Source organism: Streptomyces lydicamycinicus, assembly GCF_000829715.2.
In the GTDB taxonomy this organism is placed as follows: domain Bacteria; phylum Actinomycetota; class Actinomycetes; order Streptomycetales; family Streptomycetaceae; genus Streptomyces; species Streptomyces lydicamycinicus.
On the sequence record NZ_BBNO01000009.1, the window covers coordinates 252,648 to 277,680 of the forward strand.

Genomic DNA, 25,033 nt, shown 5'->3' on the forward strand with positions numbered 1-25,033 from the left:
GGGTACGGCCTTCCCGTCGCGCCGGGCGGTCAGAAGTTGCCGTTGGAGAGGATCTCGCCCTTGACGTCGTAAACGGTGACGAGGCCGTTCTTGGATTCCTTCCAGTCGGCGAAGGCGGAGGCGATCAGCTTGCCTTCGCTCTGGTGCGGGCCCATCAGCCCGCCGGTGAAGTCGGTGTGGATGTCGACCGAGTCGAGGATGTCGTTCAGCTCGTCGGCGCCCTGGACTTTGGTGACGTGTTCGGGGGCGGCCTTCTCATTCGGGCTTCCGTGCTTCGCGACGAAGGCCTTGAACCGGTCGGCCGGTGACTTGGGAGCCGGCTCGGCCTTCTTCGGCGCGTCCGGCTTCCCCTCCGGCTTCTCCGGCTTCTTCTCCGGCTTGGCGTCGGCCGGTGCCGCCTTTCCCTTCGCGCGCTCCGGCGCCGGTGCGGCGGCGGCCTTGGCGGGCTTCTCGGCCCGCGTTCCGGAGTCGCCGCCGCCGATCGCGGCGCCGATGACGCCGAGCAGAACGAGCGCACCGAAAGCGCCACCGCAGCCGATACCGACCTTGGCGCCGGTGCTCATCTTCTTCGGCGGGGGCGGCGCGTACATCCCGTACGGGTTCGGCGGCTGCTGTCCGGGCTGGGACGGAGGCTGCTGATAGGTCATGGTTCCCCCCAAGGTGTCTGGAACCGGGAGAGTATCGAGTTGTTGAACATCGAAATAGATAAAGTGAAGAACCTGTGATGATGTCGTGACCGAAACGGGTGGGCAGGCCATCGGGCCACCGGGACGGACCGTCAACTCGTCCTCGAACGCGGGCCGATGGACACCCGGGGAAACGCGGGCACCCACACGGCGCCGGCCGGCGGCCCCATCACATGAGCTTTTATCGCCGAAGCAATGTGCGCAGGCGCGCATCAGTGAATAGTCTTCTTTCTCAAGTCAGCACCACATGACCGAAGTTGACAGCCCGCTTGCGCAGTACATGCATGCCACGTACAGGAGATTGCGGTGATTGCCCCTCAAGGTCGTATCGGGCTGTCGCCTGCGCACGAGACAGCCCCGCAGCAGGGGCCGGATCCGGGGCTCGCGGCGATCGCCCCCGGACTCCCACGATGTCCGGGCACCCTTCTCACCAGCGGCGCGGAACCGGTGCCGGACCGCCTCGCCCGACGCCCCCGCCGGCCCGCCCGTCAAGGACGCCGGGCATACGGGCCCGGCCGGCCCCATGGTCGTTCGCCCAGTGCGACGCGCTCCCCCTACGTCGGCGTCCGTCACGGCGGACGCCCACCCGGAGGCCTGAAAAGTGCCTGTTGATCACCCCCGTGCGCGCCGTCCCGCGCATGGTGAGGAACTGTTCGCCGCACCCGAGAGAACGCCGACGGGGCAGTCGTGAGACGTCAACCGGCATTCGACCGGCATCCGGCGCGGGACGACACCCGGTTGCGCGCGGTGGTGGAGGACGCCGCGATGGGCAGGTGGGAAGGCGCACGGGAACTGCTGACCGCGACCGGCGCCGACTGGGACCGCCGGATCTTCCGCCTCCAGGTACTCGCCCGCGCGGGGGCCCGGCTCACCTTCGCCGACACCTGGGCCCAGGCCGAACCCCGTTCTCCCCATGCACTGGCCCTGCTCGCCACCGTCCTGGCGCTGCGCTCGATGGCCGGCCCACGGGGACAGGGCAGCGGGCCGGACATGGAGCAGGCCTGGGAGACCTGCCATGCCGCCGGTGATGCGTTGCCGGCCGATCCGACGCCGTATGTCGTGATGCTCGCCCTGCTGCGCTTCCACTCCCCGCCACGCGACCGGCAGTGGCGGGAGACGGTGCACACCGTGTGGCAGGAGATCGAGGAACGTGACCCGTGGAACAGGGAGGCGCACCACGAGCTGCTCACCTACATGTTCCCGGACCAGCACGGCGTGGCGGGCGAGATGTTCCACTGGGCGCAGGAGCGGTGCGCCCATGTCCCGCGCGGAATGCCGCTACACGTCCTGCCGCTGGTCGCGCTCGCCGAATCGCACCGGATGCGGATGAAGAAGGAAGGGCACCGCTACGGCCTGACGGTCCACCCGTGGACGGACAACCCGTCGACCCAGCAGGCGTGGGTGAACTGGTGGACGTACCGGGCCCCTTCCATGCCGCACGCCGCCTTCCATGAGGACGCCAACTACCTGGCCCATGCGATGTCCTTCGCGAATCAGCACCGGGCGGCGGCCGAGGTGTTCGACGCCATCGGCCCGTACGCCACGGATGTGCCGTGGAGCTATTGCGGAGACGCCCAGCAGCTCTTCGCCCGGCATCGGAAATGGGCGGTCAAGGGGTCCGCACCGTAGCCCCGGCCGAGGTTGTTCCGCACGTCACCGCGCCACCAACAGGAGAGGTCCCAGCCATGCCACTGGAGATTCCAAGCGTCACGCAGACGGAGGAGGAGCGCCTCGCCGAACTGGGCATCGCCCAGACGTTGGACCGTTCGATGTCCGGGCGGCAGAATTTCGCCGTCTCGTTCACCATCATCAGCATCCTGTCCGGCTGCCTGACCATGTACGGCTTCGGGATGAACACCGGCGGGCCGGCCCTGATCATGTGGGGCTGGGTGGTTGTCGGCCTGATGACCCTGTTCGTGGGCCTGGCCATGGCCGAGGTCTGTTCCTCCTATCCGACCTCCGCCGGCCTCTACTTCTGGGCGCACAAGCTCGCTCCGCAGCGGTCCGCGCCGGCCTGGGCGTGGTTCACCGGCTGGTTCAACACGCTCGGCCAGGTGGCCGTGACCGCGGGCATCGACTTCGGCGCCGCGTCTTTCCTCAATGCCTATCTGAACCTCCAGTTCGACTACGCCGCCACTCCCGCCCACACGATCTTGCTCTTCGGCGTGATCCTCCTGCTGCACGCCGTGGTGAACACCTTCCGGGTGCGCGTCGTCGGCTTCTTCAACACCGTCTCGGTGTGGTGGCATCTGATCGGCGTCGTGGTCATCGTCGGCGCGCTGCTGGTGATCCCCGACAAGCACCAGTCCCCCGCTTTCGTCTTCACCGAGTTCGTCAACAACACCGGCTGGGGCTCCGCGGTCTATGTCGCGCTCATCGGCCTGCTGATGGCGCAGTACACCTTCACCGGCTATGACGCGTCCGCCCATATGACGGAGGAGACGAAGAACGCCTCGGTCGAGGGGCCGAAGGGCATCGTCCGCTCGATCGTGGTGTCCTGGGCCGCCGGATTCGTGCTGCTCTTCGGGCTGACCTTCGCCATCCAGTCCTACACCGGCGCCCTGGAGTCGGGCACCGGTGTGCCGCCGGCGCAGATCTTCCTGGACGCGCTCGGCGCGAGCACCGGCAAGCTGATGCTGCTCGTCATCATCGGGGCCCAGCTGTTCTGCGGGATGGCGTCGGTGACCGCGAACTCCCGCATGATCTACGCCTTCTCCCGTGACGGGGCGCTGCCGTTCTCCGCCGTCTGGCACAAGCTCCACCCGGGGACCCGCACCCCGACCAACGCGGTCTGGCTCGCCGCGGGCGGTGCGTTCGTCCTCGGTCTGCCGTACCTGTTCAACACCACCGCCTACGCCGCCGTCACCTCCATCGCGACGATCGGGCTCTACATCGCCTACGTGGTGCCCACGCTGCTGCGTCTGCGCCAGGGAGAGAACTTCCGGCGCGGCCCCTGGCACCTCGGGCGCTGGTCGAAGCCCGTGGGCGTGACCGCGGTCAGCTGGGTCGCGATCATCACCGTGCTGTTCATGCTGCCGCAGCAGAGCCCGGTGACCCTGGAGACCTTCAACTACGCGCCCCTCACCGTGGGTGTGGTGCTGGTCTTCGCCGGTACCTGGTGGCTGGTCTCCGCCCGCAAGTGGTTCCTCAACCCGCAGCACCCGCGCAGCAACCCGTCGCAGGGCTCGGCGCCGGAGCGAACGGCTTCCGCCTCGCACTAGGCGGCCTCCGGCCCCGCCGGCCACGGGGGTGACGCGCGCTCTCGCACCGCGCGTCACCCCCGGCCCGCACGCCCCGTCCTCCCCATGGTGATGCGGTGGTTGTGCCCTTCCTCGCCTCAATGCCGAAGAGTCCGCTCTGGCGTTGATTGCCCAGTAAACGTTTGTTGATTGCCTTCACTCACTCTGTGACTGTCGGTAAATCGGGGGCGAGACGAGGAACATAAGTGCCGGATACACGTGTCACGGTGACAGTGCACGCCACCGACCCGCTCAGTCGGGCCGGAGTCGTCAGTCACCTCCAGCACCAGCCCACCGTCGAGCTTGTCCAGAACCAGACCGGAACAGCGGTCAGGGAGCGGACGGAGCAGACGGAACGCGGCGGAGCGAATGAAGACGGCGGGGAAGCGGTCGGCACTGTGGCGATCATGCCCATCGACCGGTTCGACGACCTGGCCGCGGCCGAACTGAGACGGCTCATACGGGGCGGCGAGCAGCGCGTCGTCCTCATTGCCCGGGATCTGCGCGAGCCGGAGCTGATGACGGCCGTGGAGTACGGCGTACGGGCCATCCTGTGGCGTCATCAGGCCACCCCGCAGCGGCTGTTGCGGGCGGTGCAGAGCGCGGCGCGCGGCGAGGGCGACCTGCCACCGGACCTGATCAGCACGCTGCTCACCCAGGTGGGGCAGCTGCGGCGGTCGGTGACGGCCTCGCCCTCCGTCGGGTTCGTACCGACGCTCGGGATGGCGCCGCGCGAGGTCGATGTGCTGCGGCTGATCGCCGAGGGGCTGGACACCCGGCAGATCTCCGAGAAGCTCGCCTACTCCGAGCGCACCGTCAAGAACATCCTGCATGCCCTGATGACGCGGCTCCAGTTGCACAACCGCGCGCACGCCGTCGCCTACGCACTGCGGGAGGGCTACATCTGATGGGGGCGGCAGCAAGCACGGATACGGATGGGGACGCGGAGACAGGTGCGAATGCAAGAGCAAGGGGCGCAGCGGTGACGGAGTGGGCACAGGAAGCGGCGGGTCGCCGGGCGGGGGAACGCGCATGATGCACGAAGTCGATGAGGCGATCCGGCGGGTGCTGTGCGGCGGGGTGCTGCCGGACGGCACCGGGGACGTCGCCTTCGAGGCGCCGACCCGCGACTGGGCGGCGCGGCGCAACGCCCCCACGCTCAATGCGTATCTGTACGACATCCGCGAGGACGTCGCCCGCCGCGAGCGCGGGACGGTCGCGGAACGGGACGCCGGCGGGGTGGTGGTGCGCCGGCGTCAGCCGCCACGCTGGTTCCGGCTGTCCTACCTGGTCACGGCGTGGACCACCCGTCCGGAGGACGAGCACCGGCTGCTGTCCGCCGCGCTGGGGTGCCTGCTCTCGCACGAGATCCTGCCGGCGGCCGCGCTGCCGGACGCGCTCCGCGGGCTGGAGGTGAGCATTCCGCTCACCGTCGCCGTGCCCCCGCCCGAGTCCCGCTCGATCGCCGACATCTGGTCGGCACTCGGCGGCGAACTCAAGCCGTCCCTGGACGTGGTGGTCACCGTGCCCTTCCCGGTCTCGCCGTCGTACGAGGTGGCGCCGCCGGTCACGGAGGGCGCGGTCACGGTCGTCCGTGGAATCGACGGCGTGCCCGGCGACTCCCGGCCCCGGATGCTCCGGTCCGCTCCGGGTGCCTCGCCCGCGCAGGGCAGCGAGGGGGAACGGTGACGGGCACCACGGCTGGCGTCACCCCGGGTGGCGCCCTGCTGACCCGGCTGGCGGGGCTGCGGGAGCGGGTGGCCGGGCTGGTCGAGCGGCGCAGCGCCGACGATCCGACGGCTGCGGACCCGCTGCGCGGGCTGTATGTGACCCCGGAAACGGCCCGACGGCTGGCCGCGCAGGCGCCGACGGAGGCCGATCGGTACATGGGCGAGAGGTTCGCGGGTCAGGCGCATACCGGCGAGCCGGCCGATGAGGCAGCGGACCGATCGGCCGCGCTCGCCGGGCGGTTCGGGCTGTCGGCCCTGGACCTGCATATCCTCCTGGCCGCGCTCGCGCCCGATGTGGACCGGGGCTTCGAGCCGCTGTACGGCTACCTCAACGACGATGTCGGACGTCGCCGGGCCACGGTCGCGCTGGCGCTGGACCTCGCGGGCACCGGCCCGTACGACCCCGGAGCCCGCGCCCGCTTCCACCCCGCCGCGCCGCTGCTGTCCGGTGGGCTGCTCGTCATCGAGGACGAGGACCGGCCGCTGCCGGGACGGGCGCTGCGGGTGCCGGAGCGGGTGGTGGCCCATCTGCTGGGGGACGACGGCCTCGATCCGGAACTCGGCGCCGGTGAGGTGGAGTTGCTGACGGCGGAACAGCCGGCCGCCGGCCGTGGAGGAAGCGGTGCCCGCACCGAGGACGACACGTTCGCCGGGCGGCTCGCCGGGCTCGCGAGGGAGCGGCCGCTCGCCGTACATCTGCGGGAGCGCCGGCCCGGCACCGCCGCCGCACCGGTGACCGACGGGCTGCGGCGCGCCGGGCTGCCCGTGCTGCGGTATCGGCCGGACGGCCGGCGCGGTGACGGGGTGGGCCTCACGGGCGCGCTGCTGCGGGAGGCGCGGCTGCGGCGGGCCGCGGTCGTCGTGGGGCCGCTGCCGGAGCGGCCCGACGGGCTCGTCAGGGCGCTGGCGGGCCGGGACGTACCGGTGGTCTTCTTCGGGAGCGAGCCGTACGACCCGGGCTGGGCCCCGGATTCCGGGCTGTTCGCGCTGGAGGCGCCGGAAGCCGGGGCGGCGGCGGATGAGGTCTGGCGCACCGAACTCGGCGTCGTGGACGAGGATTTCGACCTGGCCGCGGCCGTGGCGCCGTACCGGCTGGGCGCCGCCCAGATCCGCCGGGCGGCCCGTGCCGCCACCGCCCTCGCCGCCTTCGACGGGACGCCGGTGACCGCCGCCCATGTCCAGCACAGCGCGCGTCAGCAGTCCGCGCCGCTGCTGGACCGGCACGCCCGGCGCATCCGGCCCGCCGTCGGCTTCGACGGGCTCGTCCTGCCGCCCGAACCGCTCACGCTGCTGCACGAACTGGTGCAGCGGGCGCGGCACCGGGAGAAGGTGCTGGGCGAGTGGCGGCTGCGCACCGGCGGCGGGCGCGGACGGGGCGTGGTGGCGCTGTTCGCCGGGGAATCCGGTACCGGAAAGACGCTCTCCGCGGAGGTCGTGGCCGGCGAACTGGGCCTGGATCTCTATGTGGTGGAGCTGTCCGCGGTGGTGGACAAGTACATCGGGGAGACCGAGAAGAACCTGGAGCGGATCTTCTCCGAGGCCGACCGCACGGACGCCGTGCTGCTCTTCGACGAGGCGGACGCCGTCTTCGGCAAACGCTCGGAGGTCAAGAGCTCACACGACCGGTACGCGAATCTGGAGAGCGCGTATCTGCTCCAGCGGCTGGAGGCGTTCGACGGGATCGCCGTCCTGACCACCAACCTGCGGGCCAACATCGACGAGGCGTTCACCCGGCGGCTGGATCTGGTGGTCGACTTCCCGTTCCCGGACGCCGAGCAGCGCATCGCGCTGTGGCGTTCCTGTCTGGCCGCCACTCCCTGCGCGGACGACCTCGCTCTCGATGTCTGCGCGAAGGAGTACGAGCTGTCCGGCGGGGCGATCCGGTCGGCCGCGGTGACCGCCGGCTATCTCGCGGCGGGGCGCGGCGAGGCGGTGTCGGCCGAGGACATCCGGGCCGGGGCCCGGCGCGAGTACCGCAAGATGGGGCGGCTGGTGCCGGACGCTTCGCCGTTGTGGGCCTGAGGGTCCGGGTGCGACCGGGGCCTGGCGGGGTGCCCGCCGGCCCCGGCCCGCGTCACTGTCCTTCGGCGATCTTCCAGTCCTGCCGGTCGAAGGGCCCGTCGGCGCACTTGAAGGACACCGCGCCCTTGTCGTTCTGCATGTCGGTCAGACATTCATCGTTGCTCAGGTTGACGATGCGGGTGAGGCCGTTGCCCGTGTCCACCAGCCGCCACTTCTGATGGGGCGGCAGCTTGCCCGAGGCCAGTTGCTCCGGGTCGGCCGTCATGAGCTCGACCTCGTTGGTGCCCGGCTTCAGCTGGGCAACGCCGCCCGGGGCGCTGCCCGGCTCCAGGGCAACGGAGTTGTCCTCGGGGTAGTGGTGGATGGTCCACCACTGGTTGCGGCCGAACTGGTCTTCCGTCCATGTGGCGCTCTGGCCGATCTGGGTGCCGTCCTCCTGGCCGCCCCCGTTGGCCTGGAGGTACCAGCCACCGTTGGCGCCGGACCGGATGGTCTGCTGCGCCGGTCCCTCGTCCTTCGGCTCGTCGCCGCCGGCGGGCTCCTCGGGCTTCTCCTCCGGCTTCTCCTCGGGCTTCTCCTCCGGCGGCTTGGACGGCGCCGGCGCGGACGGCTTCTCTTCCTTCTGCGGGAGCTTGTGGGCCGCGCCGGCCTTCTCCCGCGCGCTCGACGTCACCTTGGGCACGGCTCTGAACCACAGGGCCACGAAGGCCACCGCCGCCACGAGCAGCAGCGACAGCACCGCCATCGCCCAGCGCGGCAGCACGGACGGCTGGAGGTAGGTGCCGTGCAGCTCGGTCGGCTCCGGGACTCCGGCACGCTGCACGGAGACGGTGAACGGGTGCTTGTTGGTCCCGCCGACCCAACTCACCGCGCCGGGACGGATATTGACGCGTGTGAAGGCGGCCTGGCCCGGCGCGACCTGGACCGATGTCGGCTCGGGTTCGACGGTGAGGGCGTCACCGTTCTCGCGGCCGGAGAGGGACACCGTCAGCGGCTGGTTGCCGAGGTTGTCGACGGCGACCGACGCCTTGGTGCGCCACCGGCCGCGTACGGTCAACGGCACGAGTTCACAGCGGAGTTCGGCGAACGGCCCGACCGTGATCTGACCCTCGACGACATCACGGATCTCCGGATGCTCCGTCGGCTCGACGCGGATACCGAACGGCGTCGGCCCCGCCACGGAGTCCGGCGTACGCGGAGGCGCGAACTCGACCTGCGCCGTGCCCTCGGCACCGGGATACAGCCGCAGCACATCCGGCTCCACCCGTGTCCAGCCCGCTGCGTCGCCGGCCGGCCGCAGCCGGTACTCCTCCACGGTGTCGCCCGTGTTGCGTACCCGCAGCCTTACCCTCGCGACGGAACCGGGGTCGACGGTGGCCGAAGGCGGTTCCAGTGAAGTCCACATGCTCACCAGTGCAGTCAACCGGCTGCGCCGGGTCCGGGTCAGCGTGCGGAAGGGCAGAGCCGGGGGCAGAGTCGGATGTCCTTACGGCTCCTTGCACCGCGCTGTGCCCCGTCGGCCACCCCTGGGGGGTCCGGTAGCCGGAGGCCGTACGTCACCTCGGACGCGCAGCGCCGTGCCGGCGCCGCCCGCGCCGAGAGCAGGGCGGGGCGGGGCGGGGCGGGCCACGGTCGGACTCGCCGGGGTTGGGCACCGCACGGTCACGGGCGGCCCGCGACCGCCCCCAGGCGAAGGCGTCGCCCCTCTCCCGTTCGATGGCGAGGGCCTGCGTCGCACACTCCGGAGCCGCCAGCGCCCGGCCGTCCCCGGACGGTGCGCCGCGAGCGAGCCGGGCCCAGGTCAGTGCCTCCCGGCACGGGTGCCGCGCACGACGGCATCGCCGCGGCATCTGCCGACGACGGGTCGCCGGCTGCCACGGAGGTCCGGCGCGCTTCCGGTCCCTCGCCGCGAGCACGAGGGCCAGTTCGTGTGCGTCCTTGGCGCTGAGCAGGGCCTCAGGGACCGGCCGCAGGCTCTCGGGTAGCGCGCGCACCGCCTGTCCGTACGTCCCGGTGCCGGACCGCGGGACCCGGAGCAGACGTAGGGCACGTGCCGCGGCCATGTCGTCGCCGTGCCGCCGGGCGCTGTCCACGGCGCGGCGGATCAGCGGTTCGAGCTCGTGGTGGCGCGCGGTGCTCCGGAGGGCATACGACCATGCGGTGAGGAGGTCCACGGCGGGTCCCAGCAGTCCGGGGGTCGCGCCCAGGGCCCACTCCACGGCCGCGTACAGCCGCGGGTGCACGGTGTGCAGCCACTCGCGCGCGGCGTCGGCATCGGCGAACGCGCGCCCCGGGCTGTCCGGGCTGTCCGGGCTGTCCGGGCGGCTCAGCGGATCCGGCGGGGTGCCGGGCGGCCTGATCAGCCGCGACGCGGTCAGGACGGTGGCCCGCAGATGGTCGAAGAAGCGGTGCTGTGCGGCCTCCCGCTCGGCGGGGCTGTCATGGCGCTCGCCGAGCCGCCGGGCGAAGAGCCCGACCAGATCGTGGTAGCGGTAGCGGTCGTCGCCGTGCGCCTCGATGAGCCCGGCATCGACCAGCGCCTCGACCGCCGCCTCCGCCGCGTCGTCCGTGGTGTCCAGCAGCGCGGCCGCGGCGGCCCGGCAGAAGGTCGGCATACTGCCCAGGGCGAGGGTCCGGAAGGCGTGGGCGAGACCGGGCCCGAGGGCCTCGTAGCCGAGCCGGAAGGTCGCTTCCACTCCCAGGTCGCCCACGCGCAGCTCGTCGAGCCGCCGCTGCTCGCTCAGCCGGGCCACGAGGTCGGCCACGGCCCAGCCCGGCCGGGACGCCAGCCGGGCGGCGGCGATGCGTACGGCGAGCGGCAATCCGCCGCAGACGGCGACCAGTTCACGGGCGGCTTCCGGCTCGGCGGCCGCCCGCTCCGCCCCCACGATCGCGCCGAGCAGCCCCAGCGCCTCCGCTTCGTCCATCACCTCCACGTCGCCCCGGCCGGCCCCGGGCAGCGCGAGCGTCCGCGCACGGCCGGTGACCAGCACCGCGCACCCCGGCGCCCCGGGCAGCAGCGGCCGCACCTGTGCGCTGTCGCGGGCGTTGTCGAGGAGTACGAGGACCCTGCGGCCGGCGATCAGCGAGCGGTACAGGGCGGACTTCTGCTCCAGCCCGTCCGGTACGGCGCTCGCCGCGACGCCGAGGGCGCGCAGGAAGTGCGTCAGCACGGCGCCGCTGTCGGCCGGGGCCCGGCCGGTGCCCTGTAGATCCACATACAGCTGCCCGTCGGGGAAGCAGGCCCGTACGGAGTGCGCCACATGCAGCGCCAGCGCGGTCTTGCCGACCCCGCCGAGCCCACTGAGCGTGGCCACCACCGGCGCCCGCCCACCGGCCGCCCCGCGCAGCGCCGAGGCCAGGTGGGCGACGGGCTCCGTACGCCCCGTGAAATCGGCGATGTCGGGCGGGAGCTGAGCCGGTACGGGCGACGGCGGGGCGATATACCGGGCGTTCGGGGCGGGGCGGGGCCGGCGGTCTCGGCTGTCGTCCGGGCCGGGGCGTTCGGGGCGGGCACGGCCAGGGCCGGGGCTGTCAGGGCGGGCGCCTTCGGGACGGGGGCGGTCAGGCTCTGCGCGGTCAGGACGGGCGCCGTCGGGACGGGCGCGCTCGCCGGCGGGGCCGGAAACACGCCGGGTCCCAGGGCCGGCCCCAGGCCCGTTCCCGGACCCCGCCCCACGCCCGTGGCCCCCCGGCCGCGCGCGCAACTCCTCATACAGCGTCCGGAGTTCTGTCCCCGGACCGGTGCCGAGTTCGACGTCGAGGGTGCGGCGGGTGGCCGCATAGACCGCGAGGGCCTCCGCCCGGCGGCCCGCGCGGTGCAGGGTCAGCATCAGCAGGGCCTGGGTGCGTTCGCGCAGCGGATGCTCGGCGGCGAAGGCCCGCAGTCCGGCGATCGAGTCGCCCCGCGGACCGTCCCGTCCGCCCAACTCCAGCCCGCAGTCGAAGAGTTCCTCCTGGGCGGTGACGCACAGTTCGGTGAGCCGGTCGCGCTGCCGTTGTGCGTACGGTCCGGGCAGTCCGGCCAGCGGCATACCCTCCGGGAGGGCCAGCGCACCCCGCAGCTGCTCGTACGCGCCCGCGGTGTCGCCCGCAGACCGCAACCGGCGCGCCGTGACCAGCCGCTCCTCGAAGCCGGCCGCGTCCAGTGCCTCGACGGGGACCCGTAACGCGTAGCCGCCGCCCGACGACACCAGCAGCCGTCCCTGCTGCCGGGGGGCACGCTCCGGCTCCAACAGGCCGCGCAGCCGGGAGATATACGTCCGTACGGTGCCCACCGCCCGCGGCGGCGGCCGCTCGTCCCACAGCGCGTCCACCAACTGCGGTACGGGGACCGGCCGGCCGGCGTGCAGGAGCAGCATCGCCAGTACGGCGCGCTGTTGCGGCGGGCCGAGCGGCAGCGGACGGTCTCCGCGCCAGGCCCGCACCGGGCCGAGCACCTGAAACCGCAGCCGGCCGGCCCGGTCCGGGCTGCCCGCCCGCTCCGCGCCGGACGGCTCGTTCGCGTCGCTGTGCACCGCCAGCTCGCTCCCCTGCCCCTGTCGACCTGCCACGCCACCCCTTTGGACCAGCGCTGATGTGCCGGCCGTACCAAACGTAGCCCAGCATGCGGACACCGATTCCAGGAAAACGTCTGATATTGACCCAACGCCCCTTCCCCCCTTGTTCTCCGGCCGGCAGGGATTCCCGCCGACGCTCACCAGCGTTTCCGGTGCCCATCGATGTCCGGCAGGGCAACCGCGCTGCCCGTTCGGCTCCCCTTCCGCCTCTGGAGGCGAACAGTGCTGCGGCCGAAAATCGGCGTGGGGCCACCTGGGCCGGGCCACGGGGCCACTCAGGACGTACCCCGGACCACCGAATCACCGGCCGCCAGAACGGAGCCCTCGTGCACACACACGAACGGCGGGCCACGGGAGGGGAATCGGCGCCACGCACCGCGACCCGCGGACCCGAGCGCCCCCGCACCCCCGCATCGGCCCTGTCCACCCATGGGCCGGAGGCGCTGCGCACCCTCCAACGGACCGCGGGCAACGCGGCGGTCGCCCGCGCGCTGGCGCCGGAGCAGGCAAGAGAGCCACAGCAGGTGCAGCGGTACGCGGAGGGAGAGGCCGCGCACGGCTTCGACAAGGTCTCCACGCAGGGCGGTATCGCCCTCCGGGGCCGGCAGGAGGCATACGCCGACGCAGACATGATCACCGCCGCCGCGCACAGCCTCGAGTCCCAGGAGCGGGTGCCGATCACCCTGGAGCGCGGGGCGGCGGTGCAGGTCGGTGAGCGCACCCTGTACCGGGTATTGCCCGTGTACAAGGACGCGGCCAGGGCGGAGGCCGCCGTACGGGCCGCCGGGCGGCATCCGGAGGGTGCCGGTCACGAGCCCGTGCGCGGGGACACCGGGGCCCAGCGCGACGACAAGCGTGCGGCCTACCTGCGATCCCTGACCGACCCCCCGGAAGTCCGGCAGCTCGTCGACCTCACCCGGCGCATCGTGACGGCGCTCCAGGCGCGGGCCGAACCGCGCAGCTCCGCCGTCGACGGCCTGCGGGCCGAGGCCATGAAGCTGGCGGTGGCCACGATGGGCGGCGGCTGGGTCGCCGCGCGGTTCCCCTACCCGGAGCGCGCCGGCCGGGAGGGGCTGACCGACCTCGCCGTCCTGATGCCGGGCCTGACCTCCGAGTTCCTCGCCGGCCTCCCCGCCGTCGAGAACCAGGAGGCCCAGGTGCACGAGCTGCTCATCACGCTCCCGAACGACTGTCAGGCAGCGGCCGCCCAACTCATCGGCAGGCCGGCGGACGGCGGGCTCAGTGTGCGGCGGGACGCCCCCGCCGTCGGTGAGAACCACTTCGTCGATCTGACCGGAGCGGCCCCGGACGGCTGGGCGAACCACTTCGCCGCCGTCATCCTCCGCGACGGCTCCGACAGCCTGACGTACGAGGCCGCCGCCGATCGCACCAGTGCACTTCAGCACGGCAAGTCCCTCGGCTACTTCGCGCTGTACGGCCGGGCCGGGACCGACCAGTCCTTCGACACCGTCATCCGCGCCCAGAACCTGGCCTACGCAGCACGGACGGCGCCGCCCACGTGACCGAACGGGCAGTGCGCTCTGCCCCCGACGACGCCCGTTCGTCTCTACAGCCGGGGCCGCCCGTCCGCCAGGGTTGAAAACGTAGGGCGCAGAGACGGCCAGCAGTGGTCAGCAGGGTGATGGGGGAGGAACGACGTGCGGGCACAGGATCGGCAGCCGGGCTCGGGGAGCGCACGCCCGGGGGCGGCGCACCCCGCCCGTACGACGCCCTCCCCGGCTTCCGACGCGGCCCGTCAGACAGCGGCCGGCGAGGCGGAGCGGCTCACCCCGGAGGCGGCCGCCGCCCTCCAACGGGCGGTGGGCAACGCGGCGTTCTCGGCCGCTCTGGCCGGCCAGGAGCAGCACCGGCACGGCCCCGGCTGCGGACACGGCGCGCCCCCCACCGTGCAGCGCTCGGCGGTCCACGATGTCCTGCGCACCCCCGGCCGCCCCCTCGACGAGCCGGTCCGCGCCGACATGGAGACGCGCCTGGGCGCGGACTTCTCCGACGTGCGGGTGCACACCGACACCTCCGCCCATGAATCGGCCGAGGCCGTGCAGGCCCATGCGTACACCTCCGGTTCGCACATCGTCTTCCAGCGCGGCCGCTACGACACGTCCTCGGCGTCCGGCCGCCACATGCTCGCCCATGAACTGACCCACGTCATCCAGCAGCGCAACGGCCCGGTCGCGGGCACCGACCGCGGCGACGGGACCAAGGTGAGCGACCCGTCCGACCGGTTCGAGAGGGAGGCGGAGGCCACCGCGAGCCGGGTGCTGTCGACAGCGGTGCAACGGACGGACGGTCCGGCGCCCGCGCCGGACCGCGGCACCACGGGCGGGCATCATCCCGTACAGCGGACGTTCAAGATCGCGAACAAGACCGTCAGGACCGCTGACGATGTCCTTCCCGTCGAATCGCTGATCGCCAAGGGCAAGGCACGCCATGCCCGTTGGGACGACGACTTCAAGATCAAGGTCCGGAACGAACTCGTCAAGATGGCGGGCGAGGAGCAGGACCTCGGGCGGTACGGCTCGTACGAGGATCTCCTGGACTTCGCCGAGAAGCGGGTCCGCGCGGCAGCGGCGGCCCACCTCCCTCCGGTGGTCCCCACCGCCATCAAGACCGGTGCGTCGAACCCGGAGCACACGGCAGCGAAGATCTCCGAGACCGAGCAGATCCACCGCCTCGCCGAGGTCCGCCGACGGCTTTCGCTGCGCGGGACGGAACAGGACCTCGACGGTTTCCGCAATCGCCAGAAGATGGTGAACCCGTTCAAGCACAAGCCGACCGGAAACGCCTACTCCATCGGCCATACCGGAAACTTCGTCCTGGGCGGCCCCCAGGAAGGCGAGTACGACGTGCTCTTCGAACGCGCCGCGACCAGCAGCGGCCTGTCCGACAAGGAACTCGCCAAGCATTTCATCCGGGCTCTGACCGAGCCGGGGTATGACTTCGATGGCATGAGCGAGGACGGCCGCAAATACTGCACCAAGGTGGTCGCCATCATCCAGGGCGCCGAATTCCGCCGGGCCGCCGCCAACCCGACCGTGGCGATCGCCGCCTTCAACCAGGTCGTCACCGGCGAGGCCGGCACGCTGCACGAGGCCCTCAACCGGTACGCCATCTTCGCCAAGGCCAAGGGGAACTCCGCCACCGGCGGTTCCAAGGACTCGCAATTCCACCGTGATGCGGATGTGGACCAGGACGACGGGGACTTCAAGAAGCGGGCGATCAACGAATACCAGGCACTCGCTCAGCTGGTCTCCGCCAACGACTTCGACCCGAATGATGAGGAAGAGTTCTACAAGGGGTGCGACAAGATCGCAGCCACTTCGATGACCTCCTTCACCGCCACCTTCGAATACGCGATGCCCTGACCCTCATCGCCCGCAATTCCTTTCATCGTCAGCACACCGCACGAGAAGCAATCGAACCGGCCGGTTCGCCTATCCAGGGAGTAACAGAACATGCCCACCTACCTGTCCCCCGGCGTCTACGTCGAGGAAGTCGCCAGCGGCTCGCGGCCCATTGAAGGGGTCGGGACATCGGTGGCGGCCTTCGTAGGTCTCGCTCCCACCGGTCCGCTCAATGAGCCGACCCTGGTGACGAACTGGTCCCAGTACGTGGCCGCCTTCGGGGAGTTCACGGACGGGTACTACCTCGCGCACTCCGTCTACGGGTTCTTCAACAACGGCGGCACGGCCGCGTATGTCGTACGGGTCGGCGGGTCCGACGACGACGGAGCGCAGCAGGCCGCCGCGGCCCCGGAGGCGCCCAGGGCGCTGACCGCCGGTGAGCCGAGTGCGCTCGGGGCCTTCAAGGTCTCCGCGATCGCGGCCGGTTCCGCCAACGGCGGGGCGCTCACCGTCGAGGTGCAGGACGTCGAGGGCGAGGGCGGTGCCGACCGGTTCAAGCTGAACGTCAAGGACGGCGACAAGGTCGTCGAGAGCTTCGACGTCAGCGCGAAGAAGAGCTCACGGAACTATGTCGTCACGCAGGTGAAGCAGCGTTCCAAGACGATCGTCATCGAAGAGGCCGCCCCGGCCGCGCAGCTGACGAAGCCGGACGCGCAGCAGGTCACGCTGGCCCCGCCCACCGCCGCACCCACGGCGCCCGCCGGGAACGGCGCGGTCGAGCGGCTCGCCTCGGGCCAGTTCATCGGCGACTCCGCCGACCGCACCGGCTTCGGCGGCCTGGAGGCGCTCGACGAGGTCAACATGGTGGCCGTGCCCGACCTGATGGCCGCCTACCAGCAGGGCCTGATCGACCTGGAGCAGGTCAAGGCCGTCCAGCTGGGCCTGGTCGCGCACTGCGAGCTGATGGGTGACCGGATGGCGATCCTGGACCCGCCGCCGGCGCTCAACGCCCGCGACATCCGTAAGTGGCGCCAGGAGGTCGCGGGGTACGACTCCCGCTACGCCGCGCTCTACTACCCGTGGATCAAGGCCTTCGACCCGGCCACCGGCCAGACCCGCACCGTCCCGCCGTCCGGGCACATGGCCGGTGTGTGGGCCCGTAACGACTCCGAGCGCGGCGTCCACAAGGCCCCGGCCAACGAAATCGTCCGCGGCGCCGTCGACCTGGAGCTCCAGATCACCCGCGGCGAGCAGGATCTGCTGAACCCGGTCGGCGTGAACTGCATCCGGGCCTTCCCCGGCCGCGGCATCCGGGTGTGGGGCGCGCGGACCATGGCCTCCGATCCCGCCTGGCGCTACCTGAACGTGCGGCGCTACTTCAACTACCTGGAGGAGTCGATTCTCATCGGCACCCAGTGGGTGGTCTTCGAGCCGAACGACGAAGCGCTGTGGGCCCGTATCCGGCGCAACATCTCGGCGTTCCTGGTGAATGAGTGGCGCTCGGGCGCCCTGTTCGGACAGCGGCCCGAGGACGCCTTCTATGTGAAGTGTGACGCGGAGACCAACCCCGTCGAGTCCGTCGACCTGGGCCGGGTCGTGTGCGAGATCGGCATCGCGCCGGTCAAGCCCGCCGAATTCGTGGTCTTCCGGCTGGCCCAGTTCTCGGGCGGCGGCGGGGAGCTGGAGGAGTAAGCACACACCGCACCCGGGCCCAGCGCCCCTCCCTCCTCCTCATCCACTCTCCCGTCAGCACTTTTCTTCTCACCACAGGAGTGAACCACCTTGTCCCTTCAGCCCGGTGATGCCCTCACCTCACACAATTTCGGCCTCCAGATCGACGGCGTGATGGTCGAATACCTCCAGGAGGTCAGCGGACTGACCATGGAGCAGGACGTCATCGAATACCAGCAGGTCTCGGCGGACGGCAAGCCCGTCGTGAAGAAGATGCCCGGCACGAAGAAGGCCGGCGAATGCACGGTGACCCGCGGTATGACGCAGAGCAGCGCGTTCAGCGAGTGGATCAACAAGTCCATCGCGGGCGATATGGGTTCGGCCCGTAAGAACGCCACCATCATGATGATGGACTACCAGAACAACCCCGTGAAGCGTTACAACATGCGCAACGCCTGGTGCAGCAAGGTCGAGACCAGCGGGGTCAAGGCGGGCGACGCCGCCGCGCTGACCGAGCAGGTCACCATCGTCTTCGAAGAGCTGGTCATCGAGTAATGCGGCGCGAGGGCCCGGCGGGGGCGCAACAGCAACGCGAGCCGTTGCGTACGGAATTCGAGTTCGAGTTGCCACGCGGATTCGTGGACGAGTCCGGGGCCGTGCACCGAAACGGTGCGATGCGGCTCGCGACGGCACGGGACGAACTGATCCCGCTGCGGGATGTGCGGGTGCGCGAGAACCCGGCATATCTGTCGGTCGTGCTGCTGGGCCGGGTCATCACCCGGCTCGGGACGCTCGCATCCGTGCACGACGGGACGGTGGAGAACATGTTCGCCTCCGACCTGGCCTTTCTTCAGGACTTCTACCGGCAGATCAACGCGGAGGGGCATACCCGCGCCGCGGTGTCCTGCCCGCACTGCGAGGAGTCCTTCGAAGTGGAGCTGGCCGGGAGCCGCCTGGGGGAATCGTGACGTACGCGACCGGGCGTATCGAAGAGGAAGTCGCCTATCTCGCCTACCACTTCCACTGGGGCATCGACGACATCCTCGACCTCGAACACGCCGACCGGCGCGCGTACGTGTCACAGATCGCCGCCCTGGTGGAGCGGGCTGAAGGGAAGCAGTGACGGAGGATGGGGTTGTTCAGGTGGCGGCGGAGGTCGCGGGATGCCCAGGGTTCGCAGCCCGCGCAAGGGCCTGAGGCCGGGGCGGCCGCGGAGGCCGCTGCCGGGAGCGCGGACGGTGGCGGCGCCGGCGGCTGGTCTGCCGTGCCCCCCATACAGCGGGTCCTGGGAACGCCGCGCCCGGTCGCGGAGCCCGGCTTCGCCGCGTCGCTGAGCGCGCACCGCAACCCCTCCTTCGGCGGGGAACTGGGGCATGACGTCCACGCCACGGCCCCCGCTGGTGTGCTGCGCGACGCCCTGGTGCCGGTCACCGGCCGCCCCGCCGACCTCGCGCTCCCGGTCCTGCGGCTTCCGGTCGCGGGGCGGGAGGATGAGGCTCCGGACGGGAGCGAGGCGGTGGGGCCGGACGTCGGGGGACGTTTCGAGGCGCGGGGCGAGCCCGGGGTGCGTGCGGAGGCTCGGGGTGCGGCACGGGCGGAGGCTCGGGGTGCAGCGCGTGGGGAAACGCGCGGTGCGGTGCCCACGGAAAGTCGAGCTGCGGCACGTCCGGTGGTCCGGGACGCGGGCCCGGCGGAGACCCGGGCCGCCGTACAGCGGGCGGCGGCGCCGGGCGCGGCGCGTAACCCGACCGCTGCCGTTCGCGCTCCTCGTCAACCGGCTTCGGGAGGCGAGAGCTCGTCCGCGATCACCTCGCGGAACGACTCGCCGAACGCAGCATCGGCCATAGCGCCGGGCGCGCCTCCGGTCGCCTCGGCGGGCGGGCCGTCCGCCAGGCCGTCCGTGACCCCGTCCACCACGCCGTCCGTCACGTCGTCCGTCACGCCGACTGCCGTGCCGTCGGGCGGCCTGCGGAGTGCACAGAGGTCGGCGGTGGCCAAGCCGTCATCCAGCGGTGAGGGCGGGGTGCGCAGGGGTGGCACGGCCGCACCCGGTGCGGAGGTCGCGCCTGGTGTTACCCCCGTACCCGGTGCCGCGGCCGCGCACGGTGGCGAAGCCGCACACGGAGGCGAGGCTGCGCCCGGTGACGGAGGTGGGGCTGCTCGCTCCGCATCGCCTGGGGCGAGGTCGGCCGGCCTCCCCTCAGCCATGCCGGTAGCCAGGCCCGTACGGAAGGCCGTCGGCGCGCGGTCCCCGCTCACCTCGGCCGGCAAGGTCGCGATGCCGCCGCGCCGCCTGCGGCCGGCCGCCGCGTCGAAGGCGTCGAGCAGCGGCACCGCTCCCTCCCCTGCCCACGCGCCCTTGCAGCGCACCGAAGCACCAGCGCCCTCGGCCACCACGCGTCCGGAAGCGGCGCCCCCTGTCTCTCCCCCCTCCCCCCGCACCCCTGCCGCCGAACCGGCGAGCGAGGGTGCGGCACCGGCCCCCGCCGCTGTACGACCTGACACCCCCCACCGGGTCGTCCAGCGGCGGGCGGCCGGCCCACGCAAGCCGATCGGCCCGGACCAGGGCAGCGCGCCGAAGACCGCCCCGACCACGGACGCCGTACCGGGTGCCGGCCCGGCGCCGGGTAAGGACGCGACCCCGCCGGCTTCAGGCACCGCACCGAGCGCGACCCCGCCGGCTTCAGGCACCGCGCCAAGCGCGAGCCCTGCCACGAACCCGCGACCGGTTTCGGGTACGTCCTCGCCCAAGAGCACGCCCCCACGCGCGAACGCCAACACCACTGATCACGCAGCGCCGAGCGCGAGGCCGAGCGCGACGCGAAGCCCCGCCGCGAGCCCGGCCGCGGGCAGCGACGGCGACGGCGACGGCGACCGAACGCGGCGGCCGGTCCAGCGAGCCGTGCAGCAAGCCGCCCAGCGGCCTGCGGGGAATCCTGGGGTAACAGGACGCCAGCGCCTCGGACTTGGCGCTCCACTGCTCCCTGGCGCGGAGACCGACACCCCGGCCAAGGACGTTCCGGCCAAGGACGTCGCGGGCGGCGCACGACCGGCCCAGCCGCCGGCCGATGAAGGCCGTACGCCGGACCGGCGACAGCCCTCACGCCCCGCGATCCCCCGAAAGCCACTGATCGGCGCGCCGACGGAGTCCACCCCGGTCCGTCGCGAGGGCGCTGCACCGACGCCCAGGGCTACGCCGACACCGGCACCGGCCCCCACAGCGACGCCGGCCCAATCACCGACCCCGGCACCGGCCTCGCTCCGAACGCCGCTCCCCACCCCGGGGCCAACCTCGTCCCCGACCCCGACTCCGGCCCCGGCCCCGGCCCCGTTGCAGCGCTCCGCGAAGGCCCTCGAACGCCCCACCCCCGTAGGCCCGTTGCCGACAACACACACACCGGAAAGCCGTACACCAGAGATCCACACCCCGGAATCCCGTAACCCACAGCCCCACCCACGGGAATCCCCCACGTCGGACGGCCGTACCCCGCAATCCAGCACGCCGGGATCCCGTACGCCGCAATCCCGTACGCCGAAAACTCCCCCGCAGGACTCCCCTGCACCGACGAACCAAGCGCCGACGAACCAAGCGCTCACGAGCCGGCCTCAGACAGCCAGCGCGCACCGCCCTCCCGCCGTCGCTCCCCTCGTCGCCCGTCGCGCGCCCCTCGCGTCCGCACGTGCGCTGGACCCAGGTGCACGGCAACGGCCCACCGGCCACGGGGCGGAGGCTGCCGGATCCGCGGCGGTGCAGCGCTCAAGCGTGCAAGCACCACCCGCCGTCCCTCTTCGCACCGCGACGAGAACGGCGCGCCCGGAGAGCCCCGCTGCCGCAGCGGGACCGGCGTCCCGACGAGTGGCAGCCGCCCCGGCAGTCGCCCTACAGAAACCGGCGTCCGCGCCGACACCCACACGGACACCGGGCTCCTCGCGCACGGTCCGCACCGCACCCGGCGTCCCCGGCATGCCCATGGCGCAGCCCGCGCCCACCGCTCCCGGCGCCCCGGCACCCGCACGGCCCCCGAGCCCCTCCCACACCCCGTCCCACACGGTCCGCACCGCACCCGCCGCCCCCGGCATGCCCGTAGTGCAGCGCGCCCCCATCGCTCCCGGCGCCCCGGCACCGACCCCGACCCCGACCCCCCAGCCGCGCACGTCGCCCACCCCATCCACACGCCACCAGTCAGCCACCCGAGCCACACCCCCCGGCCCCACCCCGCCGGCAACCTCCCGCCCCATCCAACGCACCCCCAACACCCCCAACTCCCCCACAGAAGCCACCCCAAAGACCGTCCCAACCACCCCAACCGCCTCCACCACGGCCACCCCACCCCCCACCGAACCCACCACCCCCACCGACCCCGCCGCCCTCGACGCCCTCGCTCGGCGGCTGGTGGCGCCGCTCTCGCGGCTGCTCCGTGCCGAGTTGCGCGGGGATCGCGAGCGCATCGGCCGACTCCGCGATCACGGCCGCTGACCCGCGCCCGTCCACGTCCCTGTCCCCATCCCGATCCCCCTCCCCCGCCAGCCCGCTCATCGCCACCTCACCCGAAAGAACCACCGACCATGCCTCAGGCCCAGGACCCCGGTTCCACCGTCTTCTTCAAGCTGACCATCGACGGCCAGGACCTCGGCCTGTTCAACGGCTGCGACGGACTGGCCTCCGAGGTGGAGGTGGAGCAGCGGCAGGAGGGTGGCAACAACGGTTTCGTCTGGCAGTTGCCCACCCGTGTGACCTTCTCCACGATCCGGCTGACCCGGCCGCTCACCGCCGACACCTCCCGGGTGGCCGCCTGGATCTCGTCGCTCGCCACCGGCATCAGCCGGCCCACCGCGCAGATCGCCGCACTGCGTGCCGACGGCTCGGTCGTCGCGCAGTGGGGGCTGGTGGAGGTGCTGCCGGTGCGCTGGCAGGGGCCGAGTCTGGACCCGGCCAGCCCGGGGGTGGCGACCGAAACGCTGGAGATCGCGCACCACGGGTTCACCGACGCGGGAGGTGCCTGAGGTGGCCGCACCGACCGGCGGGAAGGCGGGCGCGAGCCTCGTACGGGCCGCCCTCGCGATCCATCAGCCCCCCACCGACCTCGGCGGCTCCATCGGCGGGCGCATCGGTGAGGTGGAGTTCCAGTTCAATCCGACCCAGTTGCAGCTCGGGCGGGAGGCGGAGTGGCACACCCAGGCAGCGGTCGCCTATATGCGGGGCGCGCCGCCCAAGTTCACCGGCACCCGGCCCGCCACCCTCCAGCTGGAGGTGTTCCTGGACGCGTCGGGCACCCCGAATTCCGGGAAGGTGCAGAAGCAGATCGAACTGCTGCTGTCCTGTTGTGAGGTGACGGCGCAGAGCGTCAACTCCAAGCGCCCTTCGCCGCCTTGGGTGCGGTTTTCGTGGGGGTCGTTCAACACGGTGCAGTTCGTGGCGTACGTGACGAGCGTCAGCGCCACGTACACCCTCTTCAACCCCACCGGCGAACCGATCCGCGCCACCTGCACGCTGTCCCTGACCGAGGTGGCCATGCCCACCAAGGGACAGAACCCCACCTCGGGCGCGCTCTCCGCACGCCGGATCCACCGCACGGTCGCGGGTGACTCGCTCGCCTCGCTGGCCTGGCGGGAGTACGGGGACGCGACCCGCTGGCGGCTGATCGCGGAGGCGAACGAGATCGACGACCCGATGCGGCTGCGGCCGGGCACGGAGCTGCTGCTGCCCGCCGCCGATGAAGACCCTCCCGAAGACCGGCCCGCAAGCCTTTCGGAACACCGTCCCACCGGCCACCCCACCACCCACGAGGCCGCCCGATGACCAGCGAGAGCATCCGATGAGTGAGAAGACGTACACCAGCGTCCTGCATGCCGAGATCGGCGGCTCGCCGCTGCCCGACAAGCTCGCCGCCCTGCTCATCGCGGGCTGGGTGGACGCGAGTGTCAATGTGCCGTCCGCTTTCGAGCTCACCTTCAGTGACTCGGGGTCGGACATCCTCAAGACCTTCCCGCAGATCAAGGTCGGCGCGAAGGCGGTGCTGTCGCCCTTCACGGACGGGCAGCGCGGCACGCCCATGGTGACCGGCGAGGTCACCGCCCTCGAAGTGGACGCGGACGCAAGCGGAAAATACCTGGTCGTACGGGGCTACGACCCGGGGCACCGGCTGCTGCGCAATCGCCGGGTCGCGGGCTACCCCAACATGACCGCGAGCGACATCGTGCGCCGTCTCGCCGGCCTCAACAAGCTCGCCATCGGCAAGGTGGAGGCCACCCGCACCGTCTACGAGCTGGCCACCCAGCCCAATATCAGCGACTGGGACTTCCTGACCCGTCTCGCCCAGGAGAACGACGTCCATCTCTCCTTCGACCCGCAGGGCAAGCTCCAGTTCGGCAAGCTCACCCCGGCGGCGTCCGCACCGGCCGACAGCACACCGGCCGCGCAGAGCCCGTACGTCCTGGAGTTCGGCCACAACGCGATGCACAGCAGGATAGCCGTCACCGCGGCCGGTCAGGTCGACAAGGCGGGCGCGCGCGGCTGGGACATGCGGGCCAAGCGTGCGCTGTCCGCCCAGTCCCCGGCCACCACGAGCAAGGACATCGTCGCGGACATCGCCCCCTCGGCGCTCAGCAAACCGTTCGGGAAGGCCGAACTGACCGCCACGAACACGCCGTTCACCACCCAGGCCCAGGTCACCCATGCCGCGCGCGCCCTTGCCGACGATGTGGCGGGCTCCTTCGCGGAGCTGGAGGTGGCGGTCACCGGGAATCCGAAGCTGAAGCCGGGGCAGCCCGTCGCGCTCAAGGGCGCGGGTTTCCCCTTCGAGGGGAAGTACACGGCCACGGGCGTCCGCCATGTCTTCGAGTCCGGGCGGCAGTTCACTACGTGGCTGAATGTGTCTGGGCGGCAGTTCCGTTCGCTCTACGGGCTCGCGTCCGGCGGTGCGGACGCCGCGCCGCCCATGCCGGGTGTGGCCATGGCGCTGGTCAGCAATGCCAAGGACCCACTGAAGCTGGGCCGGGTCAGGCTGCGCTTCCCCTGGCTGTCGGACACCTACGAGAGCGACTGGTGCCGGGTCGCGCAGCTGGGCGGGGTACGGGGCGGCGGACTGATCCTGCCGGAGGTCGGCGACGAGGTGCTGTGCGCCTTCGACCGGGGCTCGCTGGAGCATCCGTACGTCCTCGCCGGGCTGTACAACGGCCGCGACAAGCCGACGCCCAACACGGACGGGCTCCAGCCGGTGGATCCGACCAGCGGCCGGGTCAACTGGCGCTCCCTCGCCTCGCGCAGCGGCCACACCGTCGAGCTCGTCGACGCCAAGTCCCGGATGAAGAGCGGCATCAGGCTCCAGACCGGCAACGGCAGGCTCACCGTCCACATGGACGAGACACGCACCCAGGTCACCATCCGCAGCGACGGTTCCGTCTCCATCACCGGAACCCGGAACGTGAGCATCAAGGCGGGCGGCAACCTGTCGCTGACCGCGGGCGGCTCGCTGACGATGAGCGCCGGCGGGGCGGTCGACATCAAGGCGGGCGCGAAGTTCGGCGTCGCGGCGGGCGCCGTGGCGGACATCAACGCGACCGGCGCCATCAGCCTCAAGTCGGCGGGCGCGGTGGCCGTCAACTCGGTCGGTGCGGTCTCCGTCAGCGCGGTCGGCGCGGTAGCCGTCAACGCGGGCGCCGCGGCAGCCATCAACTCGCCGGCCACGGTCACGCTGAACGCACCGGCCGTCCTGCGCAACGGCATTCCGTTCTAGGGGACTTGAGGAAGTTGAGGGGATATGC

Annotated in this window: 18 protein-coding genes; 14 read left to right on the forward strand and 4 right to left on the reverse strand. The window is 71.9% G+C overall.

Translation table 11 applies throughout. The annotated features are described in order from the left end of the window. Positions 1 to 29: 29 nt before the first annotated feature. Positions 30 to 647 carry a hypothetical protein gene (locus tag TU31_RS30515; RefSeq protein WP_245698892.1) on the reverse strand — a complete coding sequence of 206 codons (618 nt, stop codon included), beginning with the start codon at positions 645 to 647 and terminating at the stop codon, positions 30 to 32. A 726-nt stretch (positions 648 to 1,373) separates the two neighbouring features. Here TU31_RS30515 and TU31_RS30520 point away from each other — a divergent pair. From TU31_RS30520 to TU31_RS30540, 5 genes are all read left to right on the forward strand, one after another. Further along, positions 1,374 to 2,315, forward strand: a complete 942-nt coding sequence (locus tag TU31_RS30520; RefSeq protein WP_245698894.1) for a hypothetical protein — start codon at positions 1,374 to 1,376, stop codon at positions 2,313 to 2,315. A 56-nt stretch (positions 2,316 to 2,371) separates the two neighbouring features. Then, positions 2,372 to 3,907, forward strand: coding sequence for an amino acid permease (locus tag TU31_RS30525; protein ID WP_042160533.1), 1,536 nt, complete (start codon positions 2,372 to 2,374; stop codon positions 3,905 to 3,907). A gap of 245 nt (positions 3,908 to 4,152) precedes the next feature. Next, positions 4,153 to 4,833: a response regulator transcription factor gene (locus TU31_RS30530; RefSeq protein ID WP_245698896.1), complete on the forward strand. Its 681-nt coding sequence runs from the start codon at positions 4,153 to 4,155 to the stop codon at positions 4,831 to 4,833. Between the two features lie 124 nt (positions 4,834 to 4,957). After that, positions 4,958 to 5,614 (forward strand): Pvc16 family protein, encoded by a 657-nt coding sequence (locus TU31_RS30535; RefSeq protein WP_042160537.1) that lies wholly within the window; start codon positions 4,958 to 4,960, stop codon positions 5,612 to 5,614. Next, positions 5,611 to 7,677 carry an ATP-binding protein gene (locus TU31_RS30540; protein ID WP_042160538.1) on the forward strand — a complete coding sequence of 689 codons (2,067 nt, stop codon included), beginning with the start codon at positions 5,611 to 5,613 and terminating at the stop codon, positions 7,675 to 7,677. The genes TU31_RS30535 and TU31_RS30540 overlap by 4 nt, the downstream gene beginning before the upstream one ends. 52 nt (positions 7,678 to 7,729) lie before the next feature. Here the strand turns inward: TU31_RS30540 and TU31_RS30545 are convergent, their stop codons facing one another. Together TU31_RS30545 and TU31_RS30550 are read right to left on the reverse strand one after the other, a co-directional pair. Continuing rightward, complete coding sequence (locus TU31_RS30545) at positions 7,730 to 9,082, reverse strand: RICIN domain-containing protein (RefSeq protein WP_052719114.1); 1,353 nt, start codon at positions 9,080 to 9,082, stop codon at positions 7,730 to 7,732. 151 nt (positions 9,083 to 9,233) lie between these two features. Then, complete coding sequence (locus TU31_RS30550) at positions 9,234 to 12,230, reverse strand: AfsR/SARP family transcriptional regulator (protein ID WP_158894781.1); 2,997 nt, start codon at positions 12,228 to 12,230, stop codon at positions 9,234 to 9,236. 332 nt (positions 12,231 to 12,562) lie between these two features. Between TU31_RS30550 and TU31_RS30555 the strand changes: the two genes are divergently transcribed. The 6 genes from TU31_RS30555 to TU31_RS39255 all read left to right on the forward strand — a co-directional run bounded on the left by TU31_RS30555 (position 12,563) and on the right by TU31_RS39255 (position 18,392). After that, complete coding sequence (locus tag TU31_RS30555; RefSeq protein WP_042160540.1) at positions 12,563 to 13,759, forward strand: hypothetical protein; 1,197 nt, start codon at positions 12,563 to 12,565, stop codon at positions 13,757 to 13,759. A 135-nt stretch (positions 13,760 to 13,894) separates the two neighbouring features. Then, a complete protein-coding gene (locus TU31_RS39975) occupies positions 13,895 to 15,619 on the forward strand; it encodes an eCIS core domain-containing protein (RefSeq protein WP_052719116.1) in 1,725 nt (574 codons plus the stop codon). Positions 15,620 to 15,709: 90 nt separating this feature from the next. Further along, a complete protein-coding gene (locus tag TU31_RS30565) occupies positions 15,710 to 17,290 on the forward strand; it encodes a phage tail sheath family protein (RefSeq protein WP_042160542.1) in 1,581 nt (526 codons plus the stop codon). A gap of 90 nt (positions 17,291 to 17,380) precedes the next feature. Continuing rightward, the gene (locus tag TU31_RS30570; RefSeq protein WP_042160544.1) at positions 17,381 to 17,824 is read left to right on the forward strand and encodes a phage tail protein; all 444 of its coding nucleotides are present in this window, start codon (positions 17,381 to 17,383) and stop codon (positions 17,822 to 17,824) included. Then, complete coding sequence (locus TU31_RS30575; RefSeq protein WP_042160546.1) at positions 17,824 to 18,237, forward strand: hypothetical protein; 414 nt, start codon at positions 17,824 to 17,826, stop codon at positions 18,235 to 18,237. The genes TU31_RS30570 and TU31_RS30575 overlap by 1 nt, the downstream gene beginning before the upstream one ends. Further along, positions 18,234 to 18,392 carry a DUF6760 family protein gene (locus tag TU31_RS39255; protein ID WP_085927347.1) on the forward strand — a complete coding sequence of 53 codons (159 nt, stop codon included), beginning with the start codon at positions 18,234 to 18,236 and terminating at the stop codon, positions 18,390 to 18,392. The genes TU31_RS30575 and TU31_RS39255 overlap by 4 nt, the downstream gene beginning before the upstream one ends. Positions 18,393 to 19,039: 647 nt before the next feature. Here TU31_RS39255 and TU31_RS30580 read toward each other — a convergent pair. Next, positions 19,040 to 19,210, reverse strand: coding sequence for a hypothetical protein (locus TU31_RS30580; protein ID WP_158894784.1), 171 nt, complete (start codon positions 19,208 to 19,210; stop codon positions 19,040 to 19,042). 2,625 nt (positions 19,211 to 21,835) lie between these two features. Between TU31_RS30580 and TU31_RS30585 the strand changes: the two genes are divergently transcribed. From TU31_RS30585 to TU31_RS30595, 3 genes are read left to right on the forward strand one after another with little or no spacing between them, the layout of a single operon-like run. Continuing rightward, positions 21,836 to 22,273 (forward strand): phage tail protein, encoded by a 438-nt coding sequence (locus TU31_RS30585; protein WP_042160550.1) that lies wholly within the window; start codon positions 21,836 to 21,838, stop codon positions 22,271 to 22,273. A gap of 1 nt (position 22,274) precedes the next feature. Next, positions 22,275 to 23,069, forward strand: coding sequence for a CIS tube protein (locus tag TU31_RS30590; RefSeq protein ID WP_042160552.1), 795 nt, complete (start codon positions 22,275 to 22,277; stop codon positions 23,067 to 23,069). 16 nt (positions 23,070 to 23,085) lie between these two features. Continuing rightward, a complete protein-coding gene (locus TU31_RS30595; protein ID WP_042160554.1) occupies positions 23,086 to 25,005 on the forward strand; it encodes a VgrG-related protein in 1,920 nt (639 codons plus the stop codon). Positions 25,006 to 25,033: the final 28 nt, after the last annotated feature.

Excerpts from the sequence above, each read along its gene's own strand:
- TU31_RS30575 (WP_042160546.1), top strand. The coding sequence starts at position 17,824 with ATGCGGCGCGAGGGCCCGGCGGGGGCGCAACAGCAACGCGAGCCGTTG.
- TU31_RS30565 (WP_042160542.1), top strand. The coding sequence starts at position 15,710 with ATGCCCACCTACCTGTCCCCCGGCGTCTACGTCGAGGAAGTCGCCAGC.
- TU31_RS30525 (WP_042160533.1), top strand. The coding sequence starts at position 2,372 with ATGCCACTGGAGATTCCAAGCGTCACGCAGACGGAGGAGGAGCGCCTC.
- TU31_RS30595 (WP_042160554.1), top strand. The coding sequence starts at position 23,086 with ATGAGTGAGAAGACGTACACCAGCGTCCTGCATGCCGAGATCGGCGGC.
- TU31_RS30585 (WP_042160550.1), top strand. The coding sequence starts at position 21,836 with ATGCCTCAGGCCCAGGACCCCGGTTCCACCGTCTTCTTCAAGCTGACC.
- TU31_RS30545 (WP_052719114.1), bottom strand. The coding sequence starts at position 9,082 with ATGTGGACTTCACTGGAACCGCCTTCGGCCACCGTCGACCCCGGTTCC.
- TU31_RS30515 (WP_245698892.1), bottom strand. The coding sequence starts at position 647 with ATGACCTATCAGCAGCCTCCGTCCCAGCCCGGACAGCAGCCGCCGAAC.
- TU31_RS30535 (WP_042160537.1), top strand. The coding sequence starts at position 4,958 with ATGATGCACGAAGTCGATGAGGCGATCCGGCGGGTGCTGTGCGGCGGG.